17 protein-coding genes are annotated in these 20,936 nt (G+C 53.8%); 10 read left to right on the top strand and 7 right to left on the bottom strand.

All coding sequences use genetic code 11. The annotated features are described in order from the left end of the window. Positions 1-125: 125 nt before the first annotated feature. The 3 genes from BN4_RS10245 to BN4_RS10235 are packed head-to-tail and all read left to right on the top strand — an operon-like array spanning position 126 to position 3,201. Positions 126-524 (top strand): cytochrome c3 family protein, encoded by a 399-nt coding sequence (locus BN4_RS10245; protein ID WP_041720289.1) that lies wholly within the window; start codon positions 126-128, stop codon positions 522-524. A gap of 16 nt (positions 525-540) precedes the next feature. Continuing rightward, positions 541-1,506, top strand: a complete 966-nt coding sequence (locus BN4_RS10240; RefSeq protein ID WP_015415316.1) for a hydrogenase small subunit — start codon at positions 541-543, stop codon at positions 1,504-1,506. Positions 1,507-1,536: 30 nt separating this feature from the next. Then, on the top strand, positions 1,537-3,201 hold the full coding sequence (locus BN4_RS10235) for a nickel-dependent hydrogenase large subunit (protein WP_015415315.1): 1,665 nt from the start codon (positions 1,537-1,539) through the stop codon (positions 3,199-3,201). 74 nt (positions 3,202-3,275) lie between these two features. On the opposite strand, the gene BN4_RS10230 is transcribed toward BN4_RS10235, so the two are convergent. Then, positions 3,276-3,710, bottom strand: coding sequence for a DsrE family protein (locus BN4_RS10230; protein ID WP_015415314.1), 435 nt, complete (start codon positions 3,708-3,710; stop codon positions 3,276-3,278). A 366-nt stretch (positions 3,711-4,076) separates the two neighbouring features. On the opposite strand from BN4_RS10230, the gene BN4_RS10225 reads away from it, so the two are divergent. Beyond that, positions 4,077-6,227 (top strand): Tex family protein, encoded by a 2,151-nt coding sequence (locus BN4_RS10225; protein WP_015415313.1) that lies wholly within the window; start codon positions 4,077-4,079, stop codon positions 6,225-6,227. Here the strand turns inward: BN4_RS10225 and BN4_RS10220 are convergent. Beyond that, entirely contained in the window at positions 6,224-6,661 is a 438-nt protein-coding gene (locus BN4_RS10220) for an MOSC domain-containing protein (protein ID WP_015415312.1), read from the bottom strand. The genes BN4_RS10225 and BN4_RS10220 overlap by 4 nt on opposite strands. A gap of 194 nt (positions 6,662-6,855) precedes the next feature. Here BN4_RS10220 and BN4_RS10215 point away from each other — a divergent pair, with 194 nt between their 5' ends. Then, complete coding sequence (locus BN4_RS10215; protein ID WP_041720287.1) at positions 6,856-7,308, top strand: hypothetical protein; 453 nt, start codon at positions 6,856-6,858, stop codon at positions 7,306-7,308. Between the two features lie 210 nt (positions 7,309-7,518). Here the strand turns inward: BN4_RS10215 and BN4_RS10210 are convergent, their stop codons facing one another. Continuing rightward, entirely contained in the window at positions 7,519-9,228 is a 1,710-nt protein-coding gene (locus tag BN4_RS10210) for a Na+/H+ antiporter NhaC family protein (protein WP_015415310.1), read from the bottom strand. A gap of 228 nt (positions 9,229-9,456) precedes the next feature. After that, a complete protein-coding gene (locus tag BN4_RS10205) occupies positions 9,457-10,338 on the bottom strand; it encodes a universal stress protein (protein ID WP_015415309.1) in 882 nt (293 codons plus the stop codon). 105 nt (positions 10,339-10,443) lie between these two features. Here BN4_RS10205 and BN4_RS10200 point away from each other — a divergent pair, with 105 nt between their 5' ends. The 5 genes from BN4_RS10200 to BN4_RS10180 all read left to right on the top strand — a co-directional run bounded on the left by BN4_RS10200 (position 10,444) and on the right by BN4_RS10180 (position 16,674). Then, on the top strand, positions 10,444-11,022 hold the full coding sequence (locus BN4_RS10200) for a DUF4390 domain-containing protein (protein WP_015415308.1): 579 nt from the start codon (positions 10,444-10,446) through the stop codon (positions 11,020-11,022). A gap of 9 nt (positions 11,023-11,031) precedes the next feature. Then, complete coding sequence (locus BN4_RS10195) at positions 11,032-13,224, top strand: sensor histidine kinase (protein ID WP_015415307.1); 2,193 nt, start codon at positions 11,032-11,034, stop codon at positions 13,222-13,224. Between the two features lie 189 nt (positions 13,225-13,413). After that, complete coding sequence (locus BN4_RS10190; protein ID WP_015415306.1) at positions 13,414-14,316, top strand: TIGR01777 family oxidoreductase; 903 nt, start codon at positions 13,414-13,416, stop codon at positions 14,314-14,316. Between the two features lie 78 nt (positions 14,317-14,394). Then, positions 14,395-15,813 carry a sigma-54-dependent transcriptional regulator gene (locus tag BN4_RS10185; protein WP_015415305.1) on the top strand — a complete coding sequence of 473 codons (1,419 nt, stop codon included), beginning with the start codon at positions 14,395-14,397 and terminating at the stop codon, positions 15,811-15,813. A gap of 144 nt (positions 15,814-15,957) precedes the next feature. Continuing rightward, the gene (locus BN4_RS10180) at positions 15,958-16,674 is read left to right on the top strand and encodes a class I SAM-dependent methyltransferase (RefSeq protein WP_015415304.1); all 717 of its coding nucleotides are present in this window, start codon (positions 15,958-15,960) and stop codon (positions 16,672-16,674) included. A 192-nt stretch (positions 16,675-16,866) separates the two neighbouring features. Here the strand turns inward: BN4_RS10180 and BN4_RS10175 are convergent, their stop codons facing one another. From BN4_RS10175 to BN4_RS10165, 3 genes are all read right to left on the bottom strand, one after another. Beyond that, positions 16,867-18,054, bottom strand: coding sequence for a THUMP domain-containing class I SAM-dependent RNA methyltransferase (locus BN4_RS10175; RefSeq protein WP_015415303.1), 1,188 nt, complete (start codon positions 18,052-18,054; stop codon positions 16,867-16,869). A gap of 18 nt (positions 18,055-18,072) precedes the next feature. Further along, complete coding sequence (locus tag BN4_RS10170) at positions 18,073-19,353, bottom strand: hypothetical protein (RefSeq protein WP_015415302.1); 1,281 nt, start codon at positions 19,351-19,353, stop codon at positions 18,073-18,075. A 107-nt stretch (positions 19,354-19,460) separates the two neighbouring features. Then, on the bottom strand, positions 19,461-20,897 hold the full coding sequence (locus BN4_RS10165) for a response regulator (RefSeq protein ID WP_015415301.1): 1,437 nt from the start codon (positions 20,895-20,897) through the stop codon (positions 19,461-19,463). Positions 20,898-20,936 lie beyond the last annotated feature (39 nt).

Raw genomic sequence — 20,936 nt, 5'->3', positions numbered from 1 at the left:
TTTGTGATGGCGGTTGCTTTGACCTTCTCATCATATCCGACCGGATCGGAAATAATAATATCTCCCGGATATCAGGAGCGTATCCTACGCTATGATGTGGTTTCAACTTATGAAATGGAGGAGACATGTTCCGCAAGGTTCTGCTTTTCACCACGGCGGCAGTGACTGCCGTCATCGTCACCGTGGCGTCGGCCTATACAGTGCCGGATACTGTGGTTCTGAAACGACCGGATGATAACAAACCCCTGGCCGCCTGGATTACCAAAGTCAAATTCCCGCATGGTTTTCATGCCATCAGGGTTCCCTGTCAGAAATGTCACCACAAGGAGAGCGACAAAACTCTGGGAGAATTTGTGCCGTGCAGACAATGTCATAGCTCTGATGACCCCGATGACCAGACAGGATTTTACCGGGCCTGGCATTCCGATGGACCGCCAAGTTGTCTGGGGTGTCATACCCTGATGCGGTCTCAGGGTGGCAAGAATCCGGTGGGCTGTACTTCTGCCTGCCACAAGCCAAGCTAGCCGAAAGGAGGCTCGCATGCCAAGTGCGAACAAATTCGACTCTTTGAAAATGATGGCTGGTGACAAGAAGCCGAGCCGTCGTGAATTCATGAAATTCTGTGGTGTCATGGCCACTTTTCTCGGTATGGGACCGGCCTTTGTGCCACAGATAGCTCACGCCCTGACTACCAAGAAGCGTCCTTCGGTGGTCTACCTGCACTGTGCCGAATGTACCGGATGCACCGAAGGACTGCTCCGGGCATATGAACCGTATTTTGATGAAATCATCATGAGTACCATTTCGCTGGATTATTGCGAAACGGTTATGGCTGCGGCAGGGACGGCCGCGCATCATGCTCTGGAAAAGGCACTCGACAACCCGGAAGGGTTTATCTGCGTCATCGAGGGTGGTATTCCCACCCGGCATGGTGGCGAATACGGCAAAGTCGGTGGGGAAACCATGTTTCAGCTTTGCGCCCGAGTAGCGTCCAAGGCTCAGGCCACCATCGCCATGGGGTCGTGCGCCTGTTTCGGCGGTGTGCAGTCGGCCAAGCCGAATCCTTCGGGAGCCAAGGGGGTCAACGACGCCCTGAAAGCCGTGGGAGTTGAGGCCATCAACATAGCGGGCTGCCCGCCCAATCCCATGAATTTCGTGGGAACCGTGGTCCACCTGCTGACCAAGGGCATGCCCAAGCTCGACACCTGGAATCGCCCGAAAATATTCTTCGGTGACACAGTTCATGCACATTGCCCCCGTCAGGAGCATTTCAACAAGGGTGAGTTCGCCATGAGTTTCGACAGCCCCGAGGCCAAGAAAGGGTGGTGCTTGTACCAATTGGGCTGCAAAGGGCCGTATACTTATAATAATTGCCCCACGGCACTGTTCAATCAGGTCAACTGGCCCGTACAGGCCGGTGCCCCCTGTATCGGATGCAGCGAACCCAACTTCTGGGACGACTATTCGCCCTTCTTCTCACCTATTCTGGACGGTCCCAAAAGCTAACCCGCGCTGTCCGAAAGGAGGAAATTCCATATGAGTCAGACCACAGCAACCAGCACCCGAAAACGGCTGATCGTTGATCCGGTGACGCGGATCGAAGGTCACCTCAAAATCGAGGTGGAGCTTGATAACGACCATGTCAAGAATGCCTGGGTCAGCACCCAGCTTTTTCGCGGCATTGAAACCATCCTCAAAGGCAGACCTCCCGAGGATGCTCCGCTGTTCACCCAGCGGACCTGCGGGGTGTGTACCAATACTCATGCCCTGACGAGTATTCGCGCCATTGAGGATGCCCTGGATCTCACAGTGCCTCCTCTGGCGCAATTGATGCGTCACTTGATCCTTTCCGCTCTCATTGTTCATGATCATCTTGTTCACTACTACCACCTGCACGGGCTGGACTGGATTGACATGGCTGCCGCAACCAAAGCCGACCCGGCCAAGGCGGGCAGACTGGTGGGGCAGACCAGCAAACGTGGCGATAACCCGGCCGAGCTCTATATCATGCAGAAGAGGTTGAAGGATTTCGTGGCTTCCGGCCAACTTGGCTTTCTGGAAAATGCGTATTTCCTTGGCGGTAACACGGCATACCGTTTTACGCCCGAAGAAAATCTGATCATGACGTATCATTATTTTGAGGGCTTGCGTGTACAGCTCAAGCTGGCTCGGGCCATGGCTTTGTTTGCAGGAAAGAATCCCCATGCGCAGTCCATGGTGGTGGGTGGCATGTCATGCTACGATTCACTCAGGCCGGAAGTCATCGGGCATTTTCGCGAAATATGGGAAGAGGTTCTGGAATTCGCCGAGAATGCCATGATGCCGGATATCCTGCTCATGACCCAGCGGTATCCCGAAGCTCTCGGATATGGGAAAACGTCCAATTTCATGGCGTTCAGTGATTTCCATGATCCGTCATCAGGGCAGGACCCCTATTTCAAATCCGGGGTTCTCTGGGGCAATGATCTGGGAAAACATGACAAGATGGATATCAATAATATCGCGGAACATGTCTCCCGAAGTTGGTACAAGGGGGATGAGGCGCTCAAGCCCTATGACGGCAAGACCGAACCGAATTACACAAGCTATGAGGACAAGGAAAAGTATTCGTGGTCCAAGGCTCCAAGATACAAGACAGAACCTATGGAGACAGGCCCCCTGGCTCGCCGCGCCCTTGCCTATGCCAAGGGCGAAAAAGAAACGAAAACCATGCTCGATGATTTCTTTTCCGCTGCCAACATGAAGCCGGATCAGCTCTTTTCCACCATGGGACGGACCATCAGTCGAGTGGTGGAAACCACCATGCTTACCCGACGCATGAAAGGGTGGATTGATGAAACTGAAGAGCGAATCAAATCCGGCGATGATTCGATTTACAAGAAATACACGATGCCGGATACGGCCAGAGGCGTCGGATTGTGTTGCGTGACTCGCGGTGCCCTTTCACACTGGATCAGTATCAAGGACAGCAAGATCGAAAATATCCAGCTCGTAGTGCCATCTACCTGGAATCTCGGCCCCCGTTGTGCCGAGGGCAAACTCAGCCCGGCAGAGCAGTCTCTCATTGGCTGTCCCTGTCCTGACCCGGATCGGCCGGTGGAAATCCTCCGTACCATCCACTCATTTGACCCCTGTATCGCCTGCTCGGTCCATCTTGTTGATAACCGGGATGGTTCCAGCAGAAAGTTCAAGGTTCTCTAAGGCACGACATCTCTCAAAGGAAAAGTCGGACAAGCTTTCTGCTTGCCCGACTTTTTTTTATGGAAAAGAGACGGTTAGTAATTCAGAACCAGTGTGTCAGGCTGCGTCACGGCTGTCATGCCGCCGCCTTTTTGTGCTACAACGCCTTGCATGAGGTCTGCGTTCTCCATGCCACCCACATTTTTCATGCACATGGGGCAGGCCAGGACCGAGCCTCCGTCTTTCATAAAGGATTCCAGCATGGCTCTGATGCTCTTGCCATTGGGATATAGAGGGGATGGCATTTCCTTATTGACGAGATTGACTCCGTACACATTGAAAAAGATGGTGGCATCCAACCCCTTGTTAATCATCGCCGCATGGGTAAACTCAATGGCCATCGCCGCTCTGTTAACGTCGTCGGTTGCGACCATTGTCACGATGTGTTTGGGTGTCCCGGCCAATGCTGCCGAGCACAGCAGGCAAAAGGAAACAAGGGCAAGAATGAGAGTGAAACGAAAGGATTTCATGGGTATTCCTCTGTTGGTCAAAAGTTTGAATAATCGCTGAACACATCCCGTTGAACACACTGTTGCAAAGGATTTTTATGAGTTTAGGACAATCGTACACCGTTGGTTGATTTTCGGGTATTAGAAAACTGTCACACCTGTATTGCTGCCTGGTGCCGAATCTGCCGGGCAGGAGGCATAAAACTTTGACAGCGAGAAAACAGCCAAAACAATTCACTTTACCAGAGAGTTTGGCGTGAGCCATATCGGGGATATTCTTCGTGATCAAAGGCACTATCTCTTCCTTGCCGGCAACGTGCACTCTTTTCTTGACCTTCTTCCTGATTCAAGGTCCAACAGGGGCACACTTTAACCCAGTATGAATATATGAATGACAAATATATCGGCATTATAGGGAAGGAACTTTCTCTCAAGAACCATCATGTCGCAGCAGTTGTTACGCTCCTGGACGAAGGGGGGACCGTGCCCTTCATCGCGCGGTATCGTAAAGAGGCGACCGGAACCATGGATGAAGTGGCTGTGGCCGCAGTTCGTGATCGCTTGGAGAGCCTGCTCGAGCTGGATAAACGGCGTGAGGCCATTCTTTCCTCTCTGGGCGAGCGTGATTTGCTGACCCCGGAACTCAAACAGGCGGTGGAGCAGGCCCGGGACAAGGCGCAGTTGGAAGACATCTATCTCCCTCACCGGCCGAAGCGAAGGACTCGTGGGGCCATGGCCAGGGAACGCGGTCTCGAACCGCTCGCCCTTCTGCTCCTTGCCCAGAAAGGGAGCGATCCTCATCATGAAGCAACTCGATTTATCAGTGATGACAAGGACAATCCGGAGCGGAGTGTCCCGGACACGGATGCGGCGCTGGCTGGTGCGCGAGATATTATCGCTGAAAATATCAGTGAGAATTCCAAGGCTCGGCAGGCCATGCGAGCACTTTTTGTCAAACGAGGCCGTTTTGTCTCGCGTGTTGCCAAGGGTAAGGAAGAGGCCGGGGCCACTTATCGGGACTGGTTCGAATGGGATGAACCTCTGGCTCGGATTCCGGGACATCGTGCGCTGGCGATGTTTCGGGGCGAAAATGAGAAATTTTTGAAGCTCTCTCTTCGTCCTCCCGAAGAGGAGGCAACTGGTTTGCTGCGAAATTCCGTTGTCCGGGGCATCGGTGCGGACGCACGGCTGGTCGCTGAAGCCATGGATGATTGCTACAAACGGCTCCTTGGGCCTTCACTGGAGAATGAAGTGCGGGCCGAGGTCAAGAGACGGGCGGATGAAGAGGCCATCAGTGTTTTCGCGTCCAACCTGCGGGAGTTATTGCTGGCTGCTCCTCTTGGACAGAAGCGGGTATTGGCGCTGGACCCCGGCTTCAGGACCGGTGCGAAACTCACCGTCCTTGATGCTCAGGGAGCACTCAAGGAGTACACGACCATATTTCCGGTGGGATCGAAGAAACAGCAGGAGGATGCCGCTGCGACGCTTCGCACGCTCTGTGGCCGTTATACCATTGAGGCCATAGCCATAGGCAACGGTACAGCGGGGCGGGAAACCGAGGCCTTTGTCCGTACCCTTGATCTCTCTATTCCAGCAGTACTGGTCAATGAGTCCGGGGCATCAATTTATTCTGCATCGGAGGTGGCTCGCCGGGAGTTTCCTGATTTGGACCTGACCGTGAGAGGCTCTGCCTCCATCGGCCGTAGACTCATGGACCCATTGGCCGAGTTGGTCAAAATTGACCCCAAGTCCATCGGGGTGGGCCAATATCAGCATGATGTCGATCAGGGTGCTCTCAAGAAGCGGCTTGATCAGGTCGTGGAGAGTTGTGTCAACTCGGTGGGCGTTGATCTGAACACGGCGAGTGCGGAACTCCTGGCTCATGTCTCTGGTTTGGGCCCGGTTCTGGCAGGCAATATTGTCGCCCATCGAGACGAGCATGGCCCTTTTACTTCGCGGAAAGCGTTGCTCAAAGTCAAACGGCTCGGTCCCAAGGCCTTTGAGCAGGCAGCGGGTTTTTTACGTGTGCATGGCAAGGAACCTCTGGATGCCAGTGCCGTCCACCCGGAGCGGTATGCCCTGGTCAAGAATATGGCCAGGGATGCCGGGTGTTCTGTCAGGGAACTGATGGACGAACCGGAGGCCCGTACCCGAATCAGCATGGATTCTTACGTTTCCGAAGAAGTAGGGCTCCCTACATTGCGTGATATCATGGCAGAGCTTTCCAGGCCGGGGCGGGACCCGCGCGCCGAATTTTCCGCTTTTTCCTTTACCGAGGGAATCAACGATATCGCTGACCTGCATGAAGGCATGAGGCTGCCCGGCATTGTGACCAATGTGACCAAGTTCGGTGCATTCGTGGACGTCGGTGTCCACCGGGACGGGCTGGTTCATATCAGTCAGCTTGCGGATCGGTTCGTACGTGATCCTTCGGAAGTGGTCGCTCCGGGACGTGAAGTTGTCGTGACGGTCATCGGCCTGGACCAGAAAAGGGGTCGGATCAATCTGAGTATGAAATCAGGGCTGAACGGAGACTAACGGAAAAGGCCGAGGACTTCGATGCCATCACCTTTTCTGACACAGCCGCTCTGGAGAACCCTGCCGAAGATGCCTTCCTTGGGCATGATGCAGGAGCCGACTTCCCGGCGGATGGCGCAGCCGTTGTGGCAGGTCTTGCCTATCTGTGTGATCTCTATGAGTGCGTCTCCCACAGCGACACGCATGCCTGGCGTCAACCGGGAGGCGATGATGCCGGTGGTGGTGATGTTTTCGGCAAAGTCACCGGCCTTAAGGCTTGCCAGTGCTTTTTTCATATCTTCGATACATTCGAGAGCCAAGAGGCTGACTTGACGTTCACTTCCGCCGTGGGCGTCATTCTCCACGCCGAAATCCTCCCGGAGCCATATTTCGCTGACTTCGTGTTTTTTCTCGCCTTTGCGGTCGCTGATATTCACTGCTTGGACAGTTCCCATATATTTACCTCCACACTCCATATCGGGTGCTCTGTTTTTTAAATTCCGACTAAACTAGTATGGTTTATTCGTCCAGCATTATTCGTGCTCATAGCAAATATATTTTCCTCTGCCGCCACTTGCGAAATGGTCCGGGCTGGGCTACGGTTTCGCCTTGTCTGGTTCAAAACTGTTGCATGGGATCCCAACTCTATATGATAATTCGATTTTTTCTTGCCACTCTGTTTGTTCTACTGGCCTCAATCCCGGTCAATGCCGGTGATACCGACTATCTTGCCCTGCTGGCTGAAGATTCCGAGATCAAGGCTATCGCGGAAGTCGTCAGTATCAAGGTCGTGAGCAATAATTCCGATGGCACCTTCAAACAGGTGACCTTCAAGAAACTGTACGGCGTGACGCCTTTCATCCCGCAGGAATTCGTGGGCGGCTGCAAGACCATGGAAGCTCGCTGGCAGAGGCGGTTGCCGGATACCGTGTATTTCAATCCTCGCCGAGGTCAGAAAGTGTACGTGACGGTGACGACCAATGAAGGGGCCATCACCAGCTATACGCTCCTGACCCGGCAGCTTGAGGCCGCGCTCAAACAGAATCCTCGGAGCGTTGCCTACAGCAAGGGCCGGGCGAACGTTCTCCCTCAGGATCAATAAGAGTGTAGGGGGGGCGCTTCCCTGCGCCTTTTCCCCTCCGTGGTGTTTCATGACCATGATGCGTGACACTTTGTCATGGCGCACGATGCTTATGTAAATATGGGCCGAAACGATTTTCGAGACTTGGAAGAGGGCGGTTGAGAGAGAAAAGAAAAGGCCGGTTCAGCAGATGCTGAACCGGCCTTTTTTCAGGTCCTGAGTGCGTCCGGATTATGCTTCGACGGGCTTGCCGACGAAGCGGACGATAAGCGCGGTGATCAGAAGTCCCACTGGCAGTGTGATGAGAACTGGCATGCCAAGTCCTGCGGGAATGTATCCTGCGAAGATGGCGATAAAAGCCACGGTCACGGCGTAGACGAGCTGTGTCTTGACGTGATCGATATGATCGCAGGCCGCTCCCATGGAAGAGAGGATCGTGGTGTCGGAGATAGGTGAGCAGTGGTCACCGAAGATCGCTCCGGTGAGGACTGCCCCGACATTGAGAATGACGAAGTTCGGGTCCGGATTCAGTGCAAAGGAAAGAGGGATGGCAAGGGGCATCAGGATGCCCATGGTGCCGTAGGACGTTCCGGTTGCGAAGGATATTATGGAACCGAGGATGAAGATTATCGAAGGGAGCAGGAAAGGCGGCAGTGTCTCCGAAAGAATGGAAACGAGATACGTGGCAGTGCCCAGCTCCTTGATGACACCGGACAGTGACCATGCCAGGAGCAGGATCACAGCAGTGATATTCATGGATTTGACGCCGGTGACCCAAGTCTCGATGGCTTCCTTGATGGGCATGACCCGTTTGATAACGGCCATGAAGATGGCAACGAGACTGGCGATAAGCGCAGCCTGGAAAAGGACCACGGAAGCATCGGATGCTCCGAAGCAGGTGCGCATGGAGGTGAAGCTGGTCGGGGAAGCATCAATGGCGGCAATGAGAGCCGGGTCTTCAAGGGCGTGGTAGCCATTGAAGTAAAAACCGAGAAAAGCGGCAACGATGAGTGTGCCGATGGGCAGAATGGCGCTCCAGACAGAAGGGACGACATGGGATGCGGGAGTGAGGCTGGCCGATTCTTCGGCAGCCATCGGAGTGGCGGTATCTGCCAGTACCTTGCCTTCCTTGCGGGCGCGGACTTCGGCGGTATGCATGGGGCCGAAATCACGCATGAACCAGATGCAGAAGAGGATGAACATCAGGATGTAGATGTTGTAGAACCGAAATGGGATGGTCTCGACGAAAACACCATAGGCATTGGCCTGCACTCCGATCATCTGGTATCCGTCACGGATGAGTCCGACTTCATAGGCGACCCAGGTGGAGATCAGGGCAATGCCCGCAATCGGTGCGGCTGTGGCATCGATGATGAAAGCAAGTTTTTCCCGCGAAACTTTCATGGTATCGGTCACAGGACGCATGATCGGGCCAACGGTGAGGGAGTTGGCATAGTCATCGAAAAAGATAAAAAGTCCCATGATCCAGGTGGCGAGCTGTGAACTGCGGGGTGTTTTTGCCCACTTGGCCAGTGACTCGGCAATGGCTTGCGCGCCGCCCATTTTCGAAACCAGGGCGATGAGTCCGCCGATGGCGAGAACTTGAAGGACGATGCCCGCATTCCATGTGTCTGCAAGAGAGAACAGAATTTCGGTGGAGAGACGCATGAACCCGTCCAGCACGGCGGAGTATATGTCCCACCCACGCAGATCAAGCATGAAACAGCCTGAGAAGACGCCCAGAAAAAGGGAGAGTACGACATTTTTGCTGATGAAAGCGAGAAGAATGGCGACCAGGGGCGGTATCAGTGTCAGCATTCCGAAGGCTTGCGCATTGGCGGCTCCCTTGGCCGAATCCGCCGCCAGGGCCGGGGCTGCCGACATGGCCATGAGGGTCATGATGATCAGACTGGTTACAGTGATAATGGGACACTTTTTCATGAAAAATCCTTGTGGAAGTCGCGGTTAAACAGAAAAACATTCGCCAGAGTACAAAATTGTATGACAAAATTGTGTGCAGCGGCGGGCACAGGAATAGTCCATATGTGCAGTCTTGTCGAGCCGAGGGGAAATGCGTGGAGTTCAAAGCAAAAGAAAAGGCTTGTACCTGAAGGACAAGCCGATTTCAGTCGGGCCGATCCGGGGGGATGGGCCGGGGGAGAACGAGGGTTATTTACTAACCCAGAGGGCGGTGTGTTCAAGCTGTCGCATCAGGTTGACTGTCACTGAACTGGGAAAAATTCCCTGCACGGAAGATTGGGCATGAGCGCCGTGCTTGCCAACACCGACAGCCGTATGATGTCCTTCCTTGACTTCTTTGGTGATTGCCTTGACCACATTTCGGGCGGTGACCATTTTGAGTTCTATACGATCTTCGGCAATGCCGTGTTCATCGAGAATGGCCAGTCCTTCATCAAAAATACGGGCACTGCGGGCGGATTCAAACCCTTGCTGGGCAACATGAAACAGGGTGAGAGTATGTTCCTCTTCGGCCAGCATATGGGCGGCATGATCGACCATGCGTAGAGAGGCCTTGGACCCGTCCATGGCCAATAAGACATCCTGGAGTGGCGTGTCAGGCGGCCGTTTGCAGATCCAGATGGGGAAGTCTATGTCGCTCCAGAGCATCTTGTGGCACACCGAGTTCGTGAAGAGATCTTCGAACCAGGAAAAGCCTTTGCGTCCCAGGAGCAGAGCATCATACATTCCCTTGTGCGCTTCGTCGATGAGTTCGCGTACAGTGCCTTTTTGGGAGTGGACGACTTTGGTTCTGACGTTTTCACCCGAGCATCCCGCGACATCCTGAATCCATTGTTTGGCATCAGTAAGAGCTTTTTCTCCTTTGTGTTTTGAATGTTTGACAAATTCATCAAAGCCGGACCCACGAGGCACAATTTTGCTTTCGTCCACTTCCCAGCTGGGTTTGAGTGGCGTGACATAGAAGAGAGTCAACTTGAGATCGCAGAATGCCGTAAATGTTTTCTTGAGAAAGCGAAGGTTGTAGGACGCGGCGCGATCATCCCCAATGGCGAGCAACAGTTCTTTTTCCATGAAAGACTCCTTATTGTTGATGACAATACGCGAAAAAACATGAAGATGACAAGACCGTGTGTGTACTTGTTCTTTGCGGGGGGGGCTGATACATCATGAGAGCATATGGAACATACTGATTTCAAATGGCCTTGGGTCCGGTGCGCATTGCTCCTCGGGCTGGCCTTCATCCTCTTCCCGGCTTCGGGTCAGGCCCAGACCCTGAGCCTGATGGCACCGACCATTGCCAATGATAACGGGGTTCTGACCGCGAACTTTGGCGTGACGGTCGTGGAAAAGCCCATTCTCAAGGGAGAGTTGGAGGATGGGGCAGACCTGGAACTCAAATGCGTCGTGAAGCTGTTTGAAGTCCACGACTACTGGCTCGATTCCACGGTTTCCTCGGCGGAGTTCAGAAGCACGCTCAGCTTTGATCGGCTGAACAAGGAGTATGTGATGACCTTGCCGGGTCGGTCACTGCCCCTGCGGGACAAGAATATCGAAGAACTGCTCCGCAAAGGATGGAGTTCCATCAAAACCGACCTCGGGCCATGGAGTGTCTTACAGAAAGGTGAACGGTACAGCCTGCGACTGATTACCACCATGAACGAAAAGGACGCGCCGGAAGGACTGTCCCGATTCATTTATTTTTGGTCATGGGATGCCGGAGTGGATAACACCTTTCACCTCAATTTCACTTTTTAGGGTATTTTCATGACCCCTGATCCCATTCGCATTTCTTCCAGTTCCCATAGGGAGAAACGTCGGCGCAAGTGGGAATATATCCTCGCGCTGGTCTTTCTTGTTATCCTGCTCAGTCTGACCTGGGCCGAACTCAAATATCTGAGCGGTGATTATTATCTCATTCTCAACCTGCTCATTCTCAATGTTGTCCTGCTGCTGGCCATGCTTTTTTATGTGGCGCGCAATGCGGTCCGGCTCATGTTGGAACGCCGTCGGCGGGTACTTGGCTCCAAGCTCAGAACACGGCTGGTCCTTGCTTTTATATCTCTGTCGCTTATCCCCACGGCTCTCATCTATCTGGTTTCGGTCAAGTTCGTTCAGACCTCGGTGGACTATTGGTTCAAGGGACAGGTCGAAGAATCCATGGAGCAGGCCCTGGAACTGGGGCGTGCTTTTTACGGTTCGGCACAGGATAGGCTCGAGCGTCGTGGATCAAACATGATCGGTGAGATCGTCCAGTCCAAGTTTGCCTGGGGTGGCAAGGGCATGGATAATTATCTCAAGAAGAAATTCAGCGAATATGATCTGAGTCTGGTCGGTGTCATCACTCCTGAAGGGAATGAACAGAATACCCACGCCACGCAACAGTGGGAGCAAGCCTGGCCGGAAATCAAGGAAAAGATAGATTGGCAGTCTCTCAAGACTGATCCCCGTTCCTGGACTACCATCATTCCCAAGCCGGGGAGTGACCTCGTACTCGGTGTCTCACCCGTTGATGAAGGGAGAACCGGGTATCTCGTCATTGGTGAAACCGTAGGTGAGGGGTTGCTTCATCGGCTTGACCAGATCGTGCGCGGCCTTGATGAGTATAAAAAACTCAAGGACCGGAAGTACCCGTGGAAGATGAACCTGTACCTGACGCTCGGGATCATGGCCATGCTCATCATTCTCGGGGCAATCTGGTTCGGCTTTCGGCTGGCCAAGGAGTTGTCCGCTCCGGTCCAGGCGCTCGCCATGGGAACAGAACGAATCGGGCGGGGTGATCTTTCCGTGCGTCTGGAGGATAGGTCTGATGATGAACTCGGTTTTTTGGTCCAGTCCTTCAACCGTATGGCCGAGGATTTGGAACAAAGCCAGGAATCCGTTCAGCAGGCCAATGAACGGCTTGCGCAGCAGAATCAGGAGTTGGAGCGGCGCGGTCGTTATATTGAAGCGGTGCTGAACAATATCACATCCGGCGTGATCTCCATGGATGCCGAAGGTCGCATCGGAACGGTGAATACCGCAGCCGAAGATATCCTTGGTGTGCCGGGGGTGCTGCTTATCGGCAAGAAGCCATCCGACCTGCTTTCCGGAGAGTTTGCCGACATGATGAGCCAGGCGTTGACCCAGGTTTCGGCGAATCCGGGAGCCTTGTGGCAGCGGCAACTCGATCTGCCTGTTCGTGACCGGGCTATCAAGGTCTTGATCAATGTGGTCTCGCTCCAGATCGTGGGTGGACGTGAGGCCGGACATGTGGCTGTTTTCGAGGATATTACCGAGCTGGAAAAGATCCAGCGTCTTGCGGCCTGGCGTGAAGTTGCCCGTCGTATCGCCCATGAGATCAAAAACCCGCTCACGCCTATCAAACTTTCGGCCCAGCGTCTCCAACGCAAGTACGGGGATGGAATAGGTGAAGCGGTTTTCGATGATTGCACAGGACTTATTGTCAAGCAGGTGGAGCGGTTGCAGAATATGGTCACCGAGTTCTCGGCCTATGCCAAGTTGCCGGAGGTGCAGCCCCGGCCTGACCAGATCGGCCCCATACTGACAGAGGTCACCGGCATGTTTGAAAATACCCATCGAGAGATCGGGTGGGATCTGGAATTCCTGACACCGATCGAAAAATTCCCCTTTGATCGGGAAGCGATTCGAAAAGTGCTCATCAACCTGCTGACCAATGCGGCTGAAGCACTCAAGGATGTCTATGACGCTCAGGTCATGATCACTGCCTTTCATGATCGTGCTGCCGGGTTGGTTTCCATAACCGTGGCAGATAATGGCTCCGGGTTGCCCAAGGATTCCTCACGCCTCTTCGAACCGTATTATACGGAGAAAAAAGGTGGAACAGGTCTTGGCCTGACTATTGTTCGCTCCATTATTTCCGACCACCGTGGACAGGTGCGTGCCAAGCCGAACTCGCCTCATGGAACGGTCTTCATGATTGAATTGCCGGATTCCTGATCGCAGGGGTGGTCCATTTCTCTTTTCACTGCTGCTTCCTTGTGTCTTTTCCCTGATGCAGAGAAGCGTGTTCCTCCATTGTGACGTCTTTGAGAGAAGTGTCGATTGCATTCACTGCCTGCTGGTATAAGCCTTTGTGTCGTGGTATGCTGGCCTCTATGAAAACTGTTTGATTTGAGGGGGCAGCATATGCGGGCAATAGTCGCCGGAGGAACCGGCTTCATCGGGCGGGCACTCATAGATGAATTGCGGGATAACGAGTGGGAAATAGTGGTCCTGTCTCGGACTCCCGGCAAGGTGGCGGAGGTGTTCGGGGCCGGTGTCATCGGTATGCGATGGGACAACAGGGACTGGCCGGATATCCTTGACAAGGATACCGTGATCGTCAATCTGGCCGGGGAAAGTATCGCGGGTGGCCGCTGGACCGAAGCCAGAAAGAAGCGGATTTTGGAGAGTCGTGTACACGCCGGGCAACGGATAGTGGAGGCTGTCAGACTTGCCGACTCGCTGCCGGGTGCTCTGATTCAAGCATCGGCTGTGGGATATTACGGAATACGGGAAAGCTCGACAGTGGATGAACGAAATGGTCCCGGCGAGGGATTTCTGGCTGAAGTCGCTCGGCAATGGGAACAGTCCACCGCTGTTCTGGAAGAGATGGGGGTGCGTCGGGCCGTGATTCGAACGGGTGTGGTCCTTGGAGACGGGGGTGCCCTCAAACAGATGCTACCCGCATTCAAATTGTTCATGGGCGGTCCTCCCGGCTCAGGTTTGCAAGGGGTTTCGTGGATCCACATGGCGGATGAAGTTGGTGCCATTCGTTTTCTGATGGAGAATGGAGAAACGAGCGGCATATTTAATCTGACGGCTCCCAATCCAGTGCAGTTCAGGAAATTCGCTCGACTTCTTGGCGAGACGCTGGGGCGCCCTTATTCTCTCAATGCTCCGGCTTTCGCCCTTCGGTTCTTGTTCGGTGAAATGGCCGACGAGGTCTTGCTTTCCGGGCAGCTTGCGTTGCCTTCACGGTTGCAGGAAGCGGGGTATGCCTTCCGCTTTCCGGAGCTGGAAGCTGCCCTGGCGGATCTGCTTGTGTAAGCATCTGCTTGAATCGTTCGCCACACTCCTTTAGAAGAGTCCGAGAACGTCACATCCATCACTGCACGCGGAGAGACAATGAGCGGACAAATCCTGATTATAGATGACGAAGAAGGCATTCGGTTTTCCCTGCGGGGTATTCTTGAAGATGAAGGGCATGAAGTCGTGGAGGCCGAGTCCGGCGAAGAAGGACTGGAGCTTCTGGGGACAGATATCCCGGATATGGTTTTTCTTGATATCTGGTTGCCCGGTATGGACGGGTTGGAAGTTCTCGGGACTATATCGGAACAGTACAAGGGGCTTCCGGTAATCATGATCTCCGGTCATGGGACCATTGAAACAGCGGTCAAGGCACTCAAGAAGGGAGCCTTTGATTTTATCGAAAAACCGCTCTCTTTAGAGAAAGTGGTCGTGACAAGTCGAAATGCCCTGGAATTTTCACGGCTACGTCAGGAAAATCTTGCACTTAAAACGCGGATTGATTCCGAGCAGCCTGTTAGTCTGACAGGGCGGTCCCGCGCTATTGTCGATCTCAATAACGTGATTTCCCGAGTGGCCCCCACTGATTCCTGGGTGCTCATCACCGGGGAGAATGGAACGGGAAAGGAAATCGTGGCGCGTTCCATTCACAATCTGTCCGGGCGGAGTGAGAAGCCGCTGGTCGCGGTCAATTGTGCGGCTATCCCTGAAGAATTGATTGAAAGTGAATTGTTCGGCCATGAAAAAGGAGCGTTTACCGGCGCGGAAAAGGCACAGGCAGGTAAATTCGAATTGGCTGACGGCGGTATTCTCTTTCTCGATGAAATTGGTGACATGAGTCTGAAAACACAAGCAAAGATCTTGCGGATTCTTCAGGAGCAGAGTTTCGAACATGTTGGCGGGAGGAAAACTATCAAGGTTGATGTCCGGGTCATCGCAGCGACCAACAAGAATCTTTTGAACGAGATAGAGGCGGGTAACTTTCGTGAAGATCTTTATTACCGGCTCAAGGTCTTTCCCCTTGAATTGCCACCTCTTCGAGAGCGTAACGAGGATGTTCCACTCCTGATTAAGGATTTCATGGAATCGCTCATGCGGCAGCATGGGTTCAAGCCCATAGCCTTTGATGACGCAGCCACCGAGATTCTCAGAAATTATCCGTGGCCAGGCAATGTTCGCGAGCTCAAGAACTTTGTCGAACGCATGTTTATCATGTACGCTGGAGAGACGGTTTCGCCGGATCGTCTGCCACCGGAATTTCAGGGTGCTGCACCGACAGCTTCCAGAGATAGGGAGGTGTCGGAGAGCAGGGAGACGGTGGTGGAAATGGACTTTGAAGCGCTTATTGCCGAAGGACCAAATGACTTGAAGAAGGCTCGTGCTGATTTTGAGGCACGGTTTCTGGAAGCGAAATTGCGGGATTGCGATGGGAATATTTCACAACTCGCCAAGGCTGTGGGGTTGGAGCGCAGTTCCTTGTACCGTAAACTCAAGGCGTACAAAATCCAGATAGACTAGCAGCCGCTCTCGCAGTGAGTGTGTTTATATGACACGTGTGTCTGTCGTTGATTTGCCCTGCGCTATTTACAGTACACACCAAGATGGTAATACTTCTCTGACAAGGAGGCTGCGCTGTTGGCCATATCCGTGTAGTGAGATCGTATGGAATGGAACCCGGAAAAATATGAGCAGTGGTTTGACACGCCGCAGGGCCAGTTTGCCCTCGAAAGAGAGGTACAACTGTTGCAATCTGTCGTGGCGGGGTGGCCGCGGCGTGGGCGAAAACTTCTCGAAATCGGATGTGGAACCGGTCTTTTTCTGGAGATGCTCTATCAGATGGGGTTTGATGTCAGTGGTCTTGATGCTAGTCAGGATATGGTCGCGGCAGCCCGTCAACGGTTTCGGAATCGGGCGGAGTTGTACCATGGCAATGGCGAATTGCTCCCCTTTGCAGAAAACGAGTTTGATTATGCCTTTCTCTGGTCTGTGCTCGAATTTACCGCTGACCCTGCCGCCATGCTCCAGGAAGCTGCCCGCGTGGCTGAAAAAGGGATTCTCATAGGCTTCCTCAACAAAAATTCGCTTTATTATGCCATGAATGTGCGTGGCTCCAAGAGTACCTTGGACCGGGGATCATGGCATACGTGGTGCGAAATGCAGGATTTGATCAAGGAATCCACCGGGTTTCGACCCACTCTGGCACGCTCTGTCTTACCCGGTCCTCTTACGACATGGAAACAGACTGGCTTGGGGAAACGCCTGAATTGTTGCCTCTGCCCTCCGTTTGTGGGGGCGTTTTGTGCGGTTCGGGTGGATTTTGTGAACATGAAACCCCTCAATCCCCTTTTTGCCTGGAAGCAAGCGCCGGAAATGGGGTAGTCGATTACTTTTCTTTTACCTGACTTTCTCATTTCGGAAAGAAGCTTCTCGGAATGAGGCGGTTGGTAAAGAGCTTTCTCTTAAAGAAAACGAAGCATTCAACTCAACAGGAAGCGTGTTCAGTTGACTAGGGAACTGGCAAGGGCGCTGCTTTCCTGTCAGGGAACGGCTGCTTCTGTCCTGTCTTCGGTCTCATGATTCCGTATGCTTTTGTTTGCGTGTGCCTGCATAAAGCTCGTATTCAAGCAGGCGGCATTCGATTTTCGCATTGAAAAAGATACGTCGGCTTTTGGTCCTGAGACCGACTCGTTTGGCAAGGGTGGAATTGCCGGTAAAGATATATCCGGTTTTGCCGCCGCATTCCTGCTTGAAAAAGTCTCCTATGCGAGCATAAACAGCTTCCAATGCCTTCTCCTCGCCGAGTCGTTCGCCATATTCCGGGTTGAGCATAACGATACCCGGTCCCTCGGGGACATCTGTTTCGGCACAGTCGCATGTCCCAAATTCGATGAAATCACCCACTCCTGCGATACGAGCGTTGTCCCTGGCGGCTTCCACGGCTTCTGGATCGTGGTCGGTGGCGATGATGCGTCCCTTGATCTCAGGGTTTTCAGCATCTTCAGCTGCATTGATGAGGGCTTCCCATGCCTGTTCATCATACCCGTTGATCTGCATGAAGGCGAAGGACTCGCGGAGTAAGCCGGGTGCGCCGTTCATGGCCATGAGGGCGGCCTCAATGGCCAGGGTTCCGGCTCCGCACATGGGGGCGATGAAATGCTCTCCCTCGGCGGCTCTGGCAGGCCAATCCGAAGCAAGAATACAGGCTGCGGCCAATGTTTCCTGCATGGGAGCGGTATGGGGACGTTTTCGGTATCCACGGCGGGGCAGGGGATCACCGGTGGTATCGAGATACAGCGTTGCCTGGCGTCCTCGCCAGTGCAGGAAGAGGCAGACCCCTTTTGTTTCCGGACCGGAGTCCGGGCGGGAATTGAACAGTTTCATGAATCGATCCGCAATGGCATCCTTGACGCGCAGGCCCGCAAAACGGGAGTCGTTGACCTCGGTATCACGGATGGAGGCATCAACCCTGAAATAGCCGTCTTTGGGAATATAGTCTTCCCATGGCATCGCAGCGACCTGCTGGTAAAGCTCATCAGGTCCGGCAGCCGTACAGTATTTCAGCTCGAAGAGAACGCGGTGGCCTGTACGAACCCAGAGGTTGAGCCGCATGCAGTCCATCAGGGTCCCCTGGACCATGACTCCGGCATCCAAAAGGTGCGTTTCCTTGAAACCGAGGGTTTTGAGTTCGGCTTCGAGGTATTCGGGTATCCCTTTGGGGCAGGTGATGAGAATGGATGACTTGGTGTTGAATATGGACATGATTTCTCGTTTTTATCGTTAAAGGGGACGTACATCCCATTCCGTGGCGGAATCAGTATCAGCAGCGGTCGGGATTGTTGTGCCGTCCTGTGTCTCGGTCAATGTGCCGGGAAGGGATGGCCCTGTCTGTGCCAGGATCAGGCCGAGACCGATGCTGATGCCCATGGCCGGATCATACAGCAGAGGAGTCGTCATGCCCTGAGCAAACAGGGCGGCGGTCAGTCCTGCTCCCATGCGGTTGAGTCGGCGCAGGAGACCGAAAAATATACACGCAAGCAAGGCCAGCGGGGGGAATATTCCCCATGCCGTGGTGATCCGTAGCCAGAATGACGGTATCTGATGCAGGAAGATCCCTGCGCTGGCAGAGTGCCCTGTGGCGGCTTCCCATATGGAATCCATGCTCATGGGAACCTGGACGGGGAGGGCCGATGGAATGGCGAATCCGGTGAGCAACAGGCTCGGGTCGATACTCAGCATGCGCAAGGCTTCCATCCAGAGCCAGTAATCGGCATAGCGGATAGCATCCGATGCTGTTGTGGGAAAAAGAAACGTAGCACAAATGAGAAAGAGGCAGAGGATCGTGAACAGGATGCGGAACAGGAGACGGCCACGTCCGAAACAAAGAATGACCCATCCGGCTGCAAATAATCCGGTTCGCGAGAAGCAGCTCAGGAGCCCGAGCATGACGATGACACGCCACCAGTGGCGTCCCTGGTCCGGCTCCACGAATCCCCCCTCGTTCTGGCCGGGTTTGAGGCCCGCGCACAGGGAGACCAATAGAAGCCCTGCCAGTATGTCGGCATTCCCTATCCAGCGCACTGTGGGAATAGCTCCATACAGGATCAACTCCATGACACAATCCATCAGACACAGCATGCCGAGAATTGCCCCGAATCGCTGGAAGTCGGCCCGATCAGGAAGGCCGCAGGTTTTTGCCCAGAGCAGACTGAAAAGGAGAAAGACAAGTGGAGTCAGCTCCATGATATAGGGGATGAACAGGGCAAATCGCATGGGAACTCTCGGCGCATAGCTGAAGAGAGCCAGGACAAACAGTGAAATTGCGAGGCCCTTTGCCGGTGCTTTTTCCCACCATAAAGCATCTGGTTTCGGTTGAAAGACCGCACAAAGGAGTCCGAGAAAGGCAAGTATCATCCATGGCATGATCACCGAAAAGGCGACTCTGGATTCCTCGGTCAGATTTATCCAGAGGAGTACCAATGGAACGGCGACGTAGGCCACGGCAAGAGGAACTGTTGTCAGTTTGCCGTGTGTGGGAAAAGATGTTGTGAAACGAGCCATACAGGTCGTGAGATACCTCTTTGTCGCACGGACGTAAAGGAAGCGTTCCCTTCAACTTCCTGATTCTTGATGCTTTGAGGCGGTCTCTGCCAGGGCTGGGAGTCCTGTTAGCTTTGCGTGGAGTCGCTTTCGGAGGTCTCGTGCGTCTTGAGTATGCCTCCAGTCTTCTCATACCAGCGAAGAAAAGCATCTACACACGTCGGGCAGAGTTGCTTACCGCGTTCTTCGAGGATAATGTCATACGCGACACGGCTGGGCATGGAATCGCGGTATGGACGTTCCGAGGTCACGGCCTCAAAGACATCGGCAACTGCTATGATTCGGGCCTTAAGCGGTATCTCTTCACCTTTCAGTCCTTCGGGATAGCCGTTGCCGTCCCATCGCTCATGGTGGGACTGTGTGACTTCCAGAATGTCGTGCAGACTCTTGATGGGGCGAAGAATGTTGGTCACAACGCTGGAATGACCCTTGATATGCTCGAATTCTCCGTCGTCAAGGCTGTCTTTTTTGAGAAGGACATTGTCGCGCACACCGATTTTCCCGAGATCGTGGAGTTGCCCTGTCAGCTTCAGTCGTTCGACCTGGCTCGACGAGAACCCCATTTCCTTGCCCAGCTCCATGGCGATACATGCGACTCTTTCGGAGTGACCGCGAGTCAGACTGTCGCGGGCTTCAAGTGCCTGGACCAGGCTGGCAATGGCCGCCAGGGTCAATTGATGTTCCATCCGCAGACGTTCTTTTTCTTCCAGGAGAAGGCGGAAATTGGAGGAGAATATTTCTTCGATGACAATGGAGAGTTGAGCAACGGAGAATGGTTTGATCAGAAACGTAGCCGCCCCTTCGCGCATAAGGCGTCGCATGAGGGGCTTGTCACTCAGGGAGGACATGATCACCACCGGGACCGAATTGTGGACCTCGGATTGTTTGATCGCCCGGCAAAGCTCTGCGCCGTCCATTTCAGGCATCATCAGATCAGTAATCACCAGATTCGGGTCAAAGTCGGGGAGTCGTTCAAGCGCTTCCCGGCCGTTGGTGGCTGTTTCCACAATGAAGCCCTCTTCCTTGAGACCGGACTCCAGGAAAAGGCGCACACTGGCAGAATCGTCAACCACGAGAATCCGACTGCCGGTCAGAAAGCTTTTGGCGTTGAGGATATCCTTGATGCGGACGATGTTGTCTTCAATATTGCCGCCCTTGGCGAGATAGGCATCTGCACCGACCCGAAATCCCTCTTCAACGTGGTCGTCACTGTCCCGCGACGACAGGACAATAATCGGAATATGGGAGGTCTTGAATTCGTTCTTAAGCCTTTTGCACAGCTCATATCCATCCATTTTTGGCATGTCGATGTCGGTGATGACGAGGTCAAAGCTTCCATCGACCGCCTTGCTCAAGGCGTCTTCGCCATTCACCGCCAGAGTGACGGAGAATCCTGCTTCCATCAGGTGTTTTTCCAAGGCATAGCGAACGGAGTGGGAGTCATCGACAACGAGAATATGAGGGGGTGAAGCACCTTCCGGTGCATTCGTGGTGTGGGTAGTCATGATCTGAAGCTCTCTCCTGGGAAGCACCATGGGGTAAAA

This window comes from Pseudodesulfovibrio piezophilus C1TLV30 (genome assembly GCF_000341895.1).
GTDB lineage: Bacteria > Desulfobacterota > Desulfovibrionia > Desulfovibrionales > Desulfovibrionaceae > Pseudodesulfovibrio > Pseudodesulfovibrio piezophilus.
The sequence above is the reverse complement of the archived record's forward strand: the minus strand, read 5'-3'. Positions and strand labels throughout refer to the sequence as shown.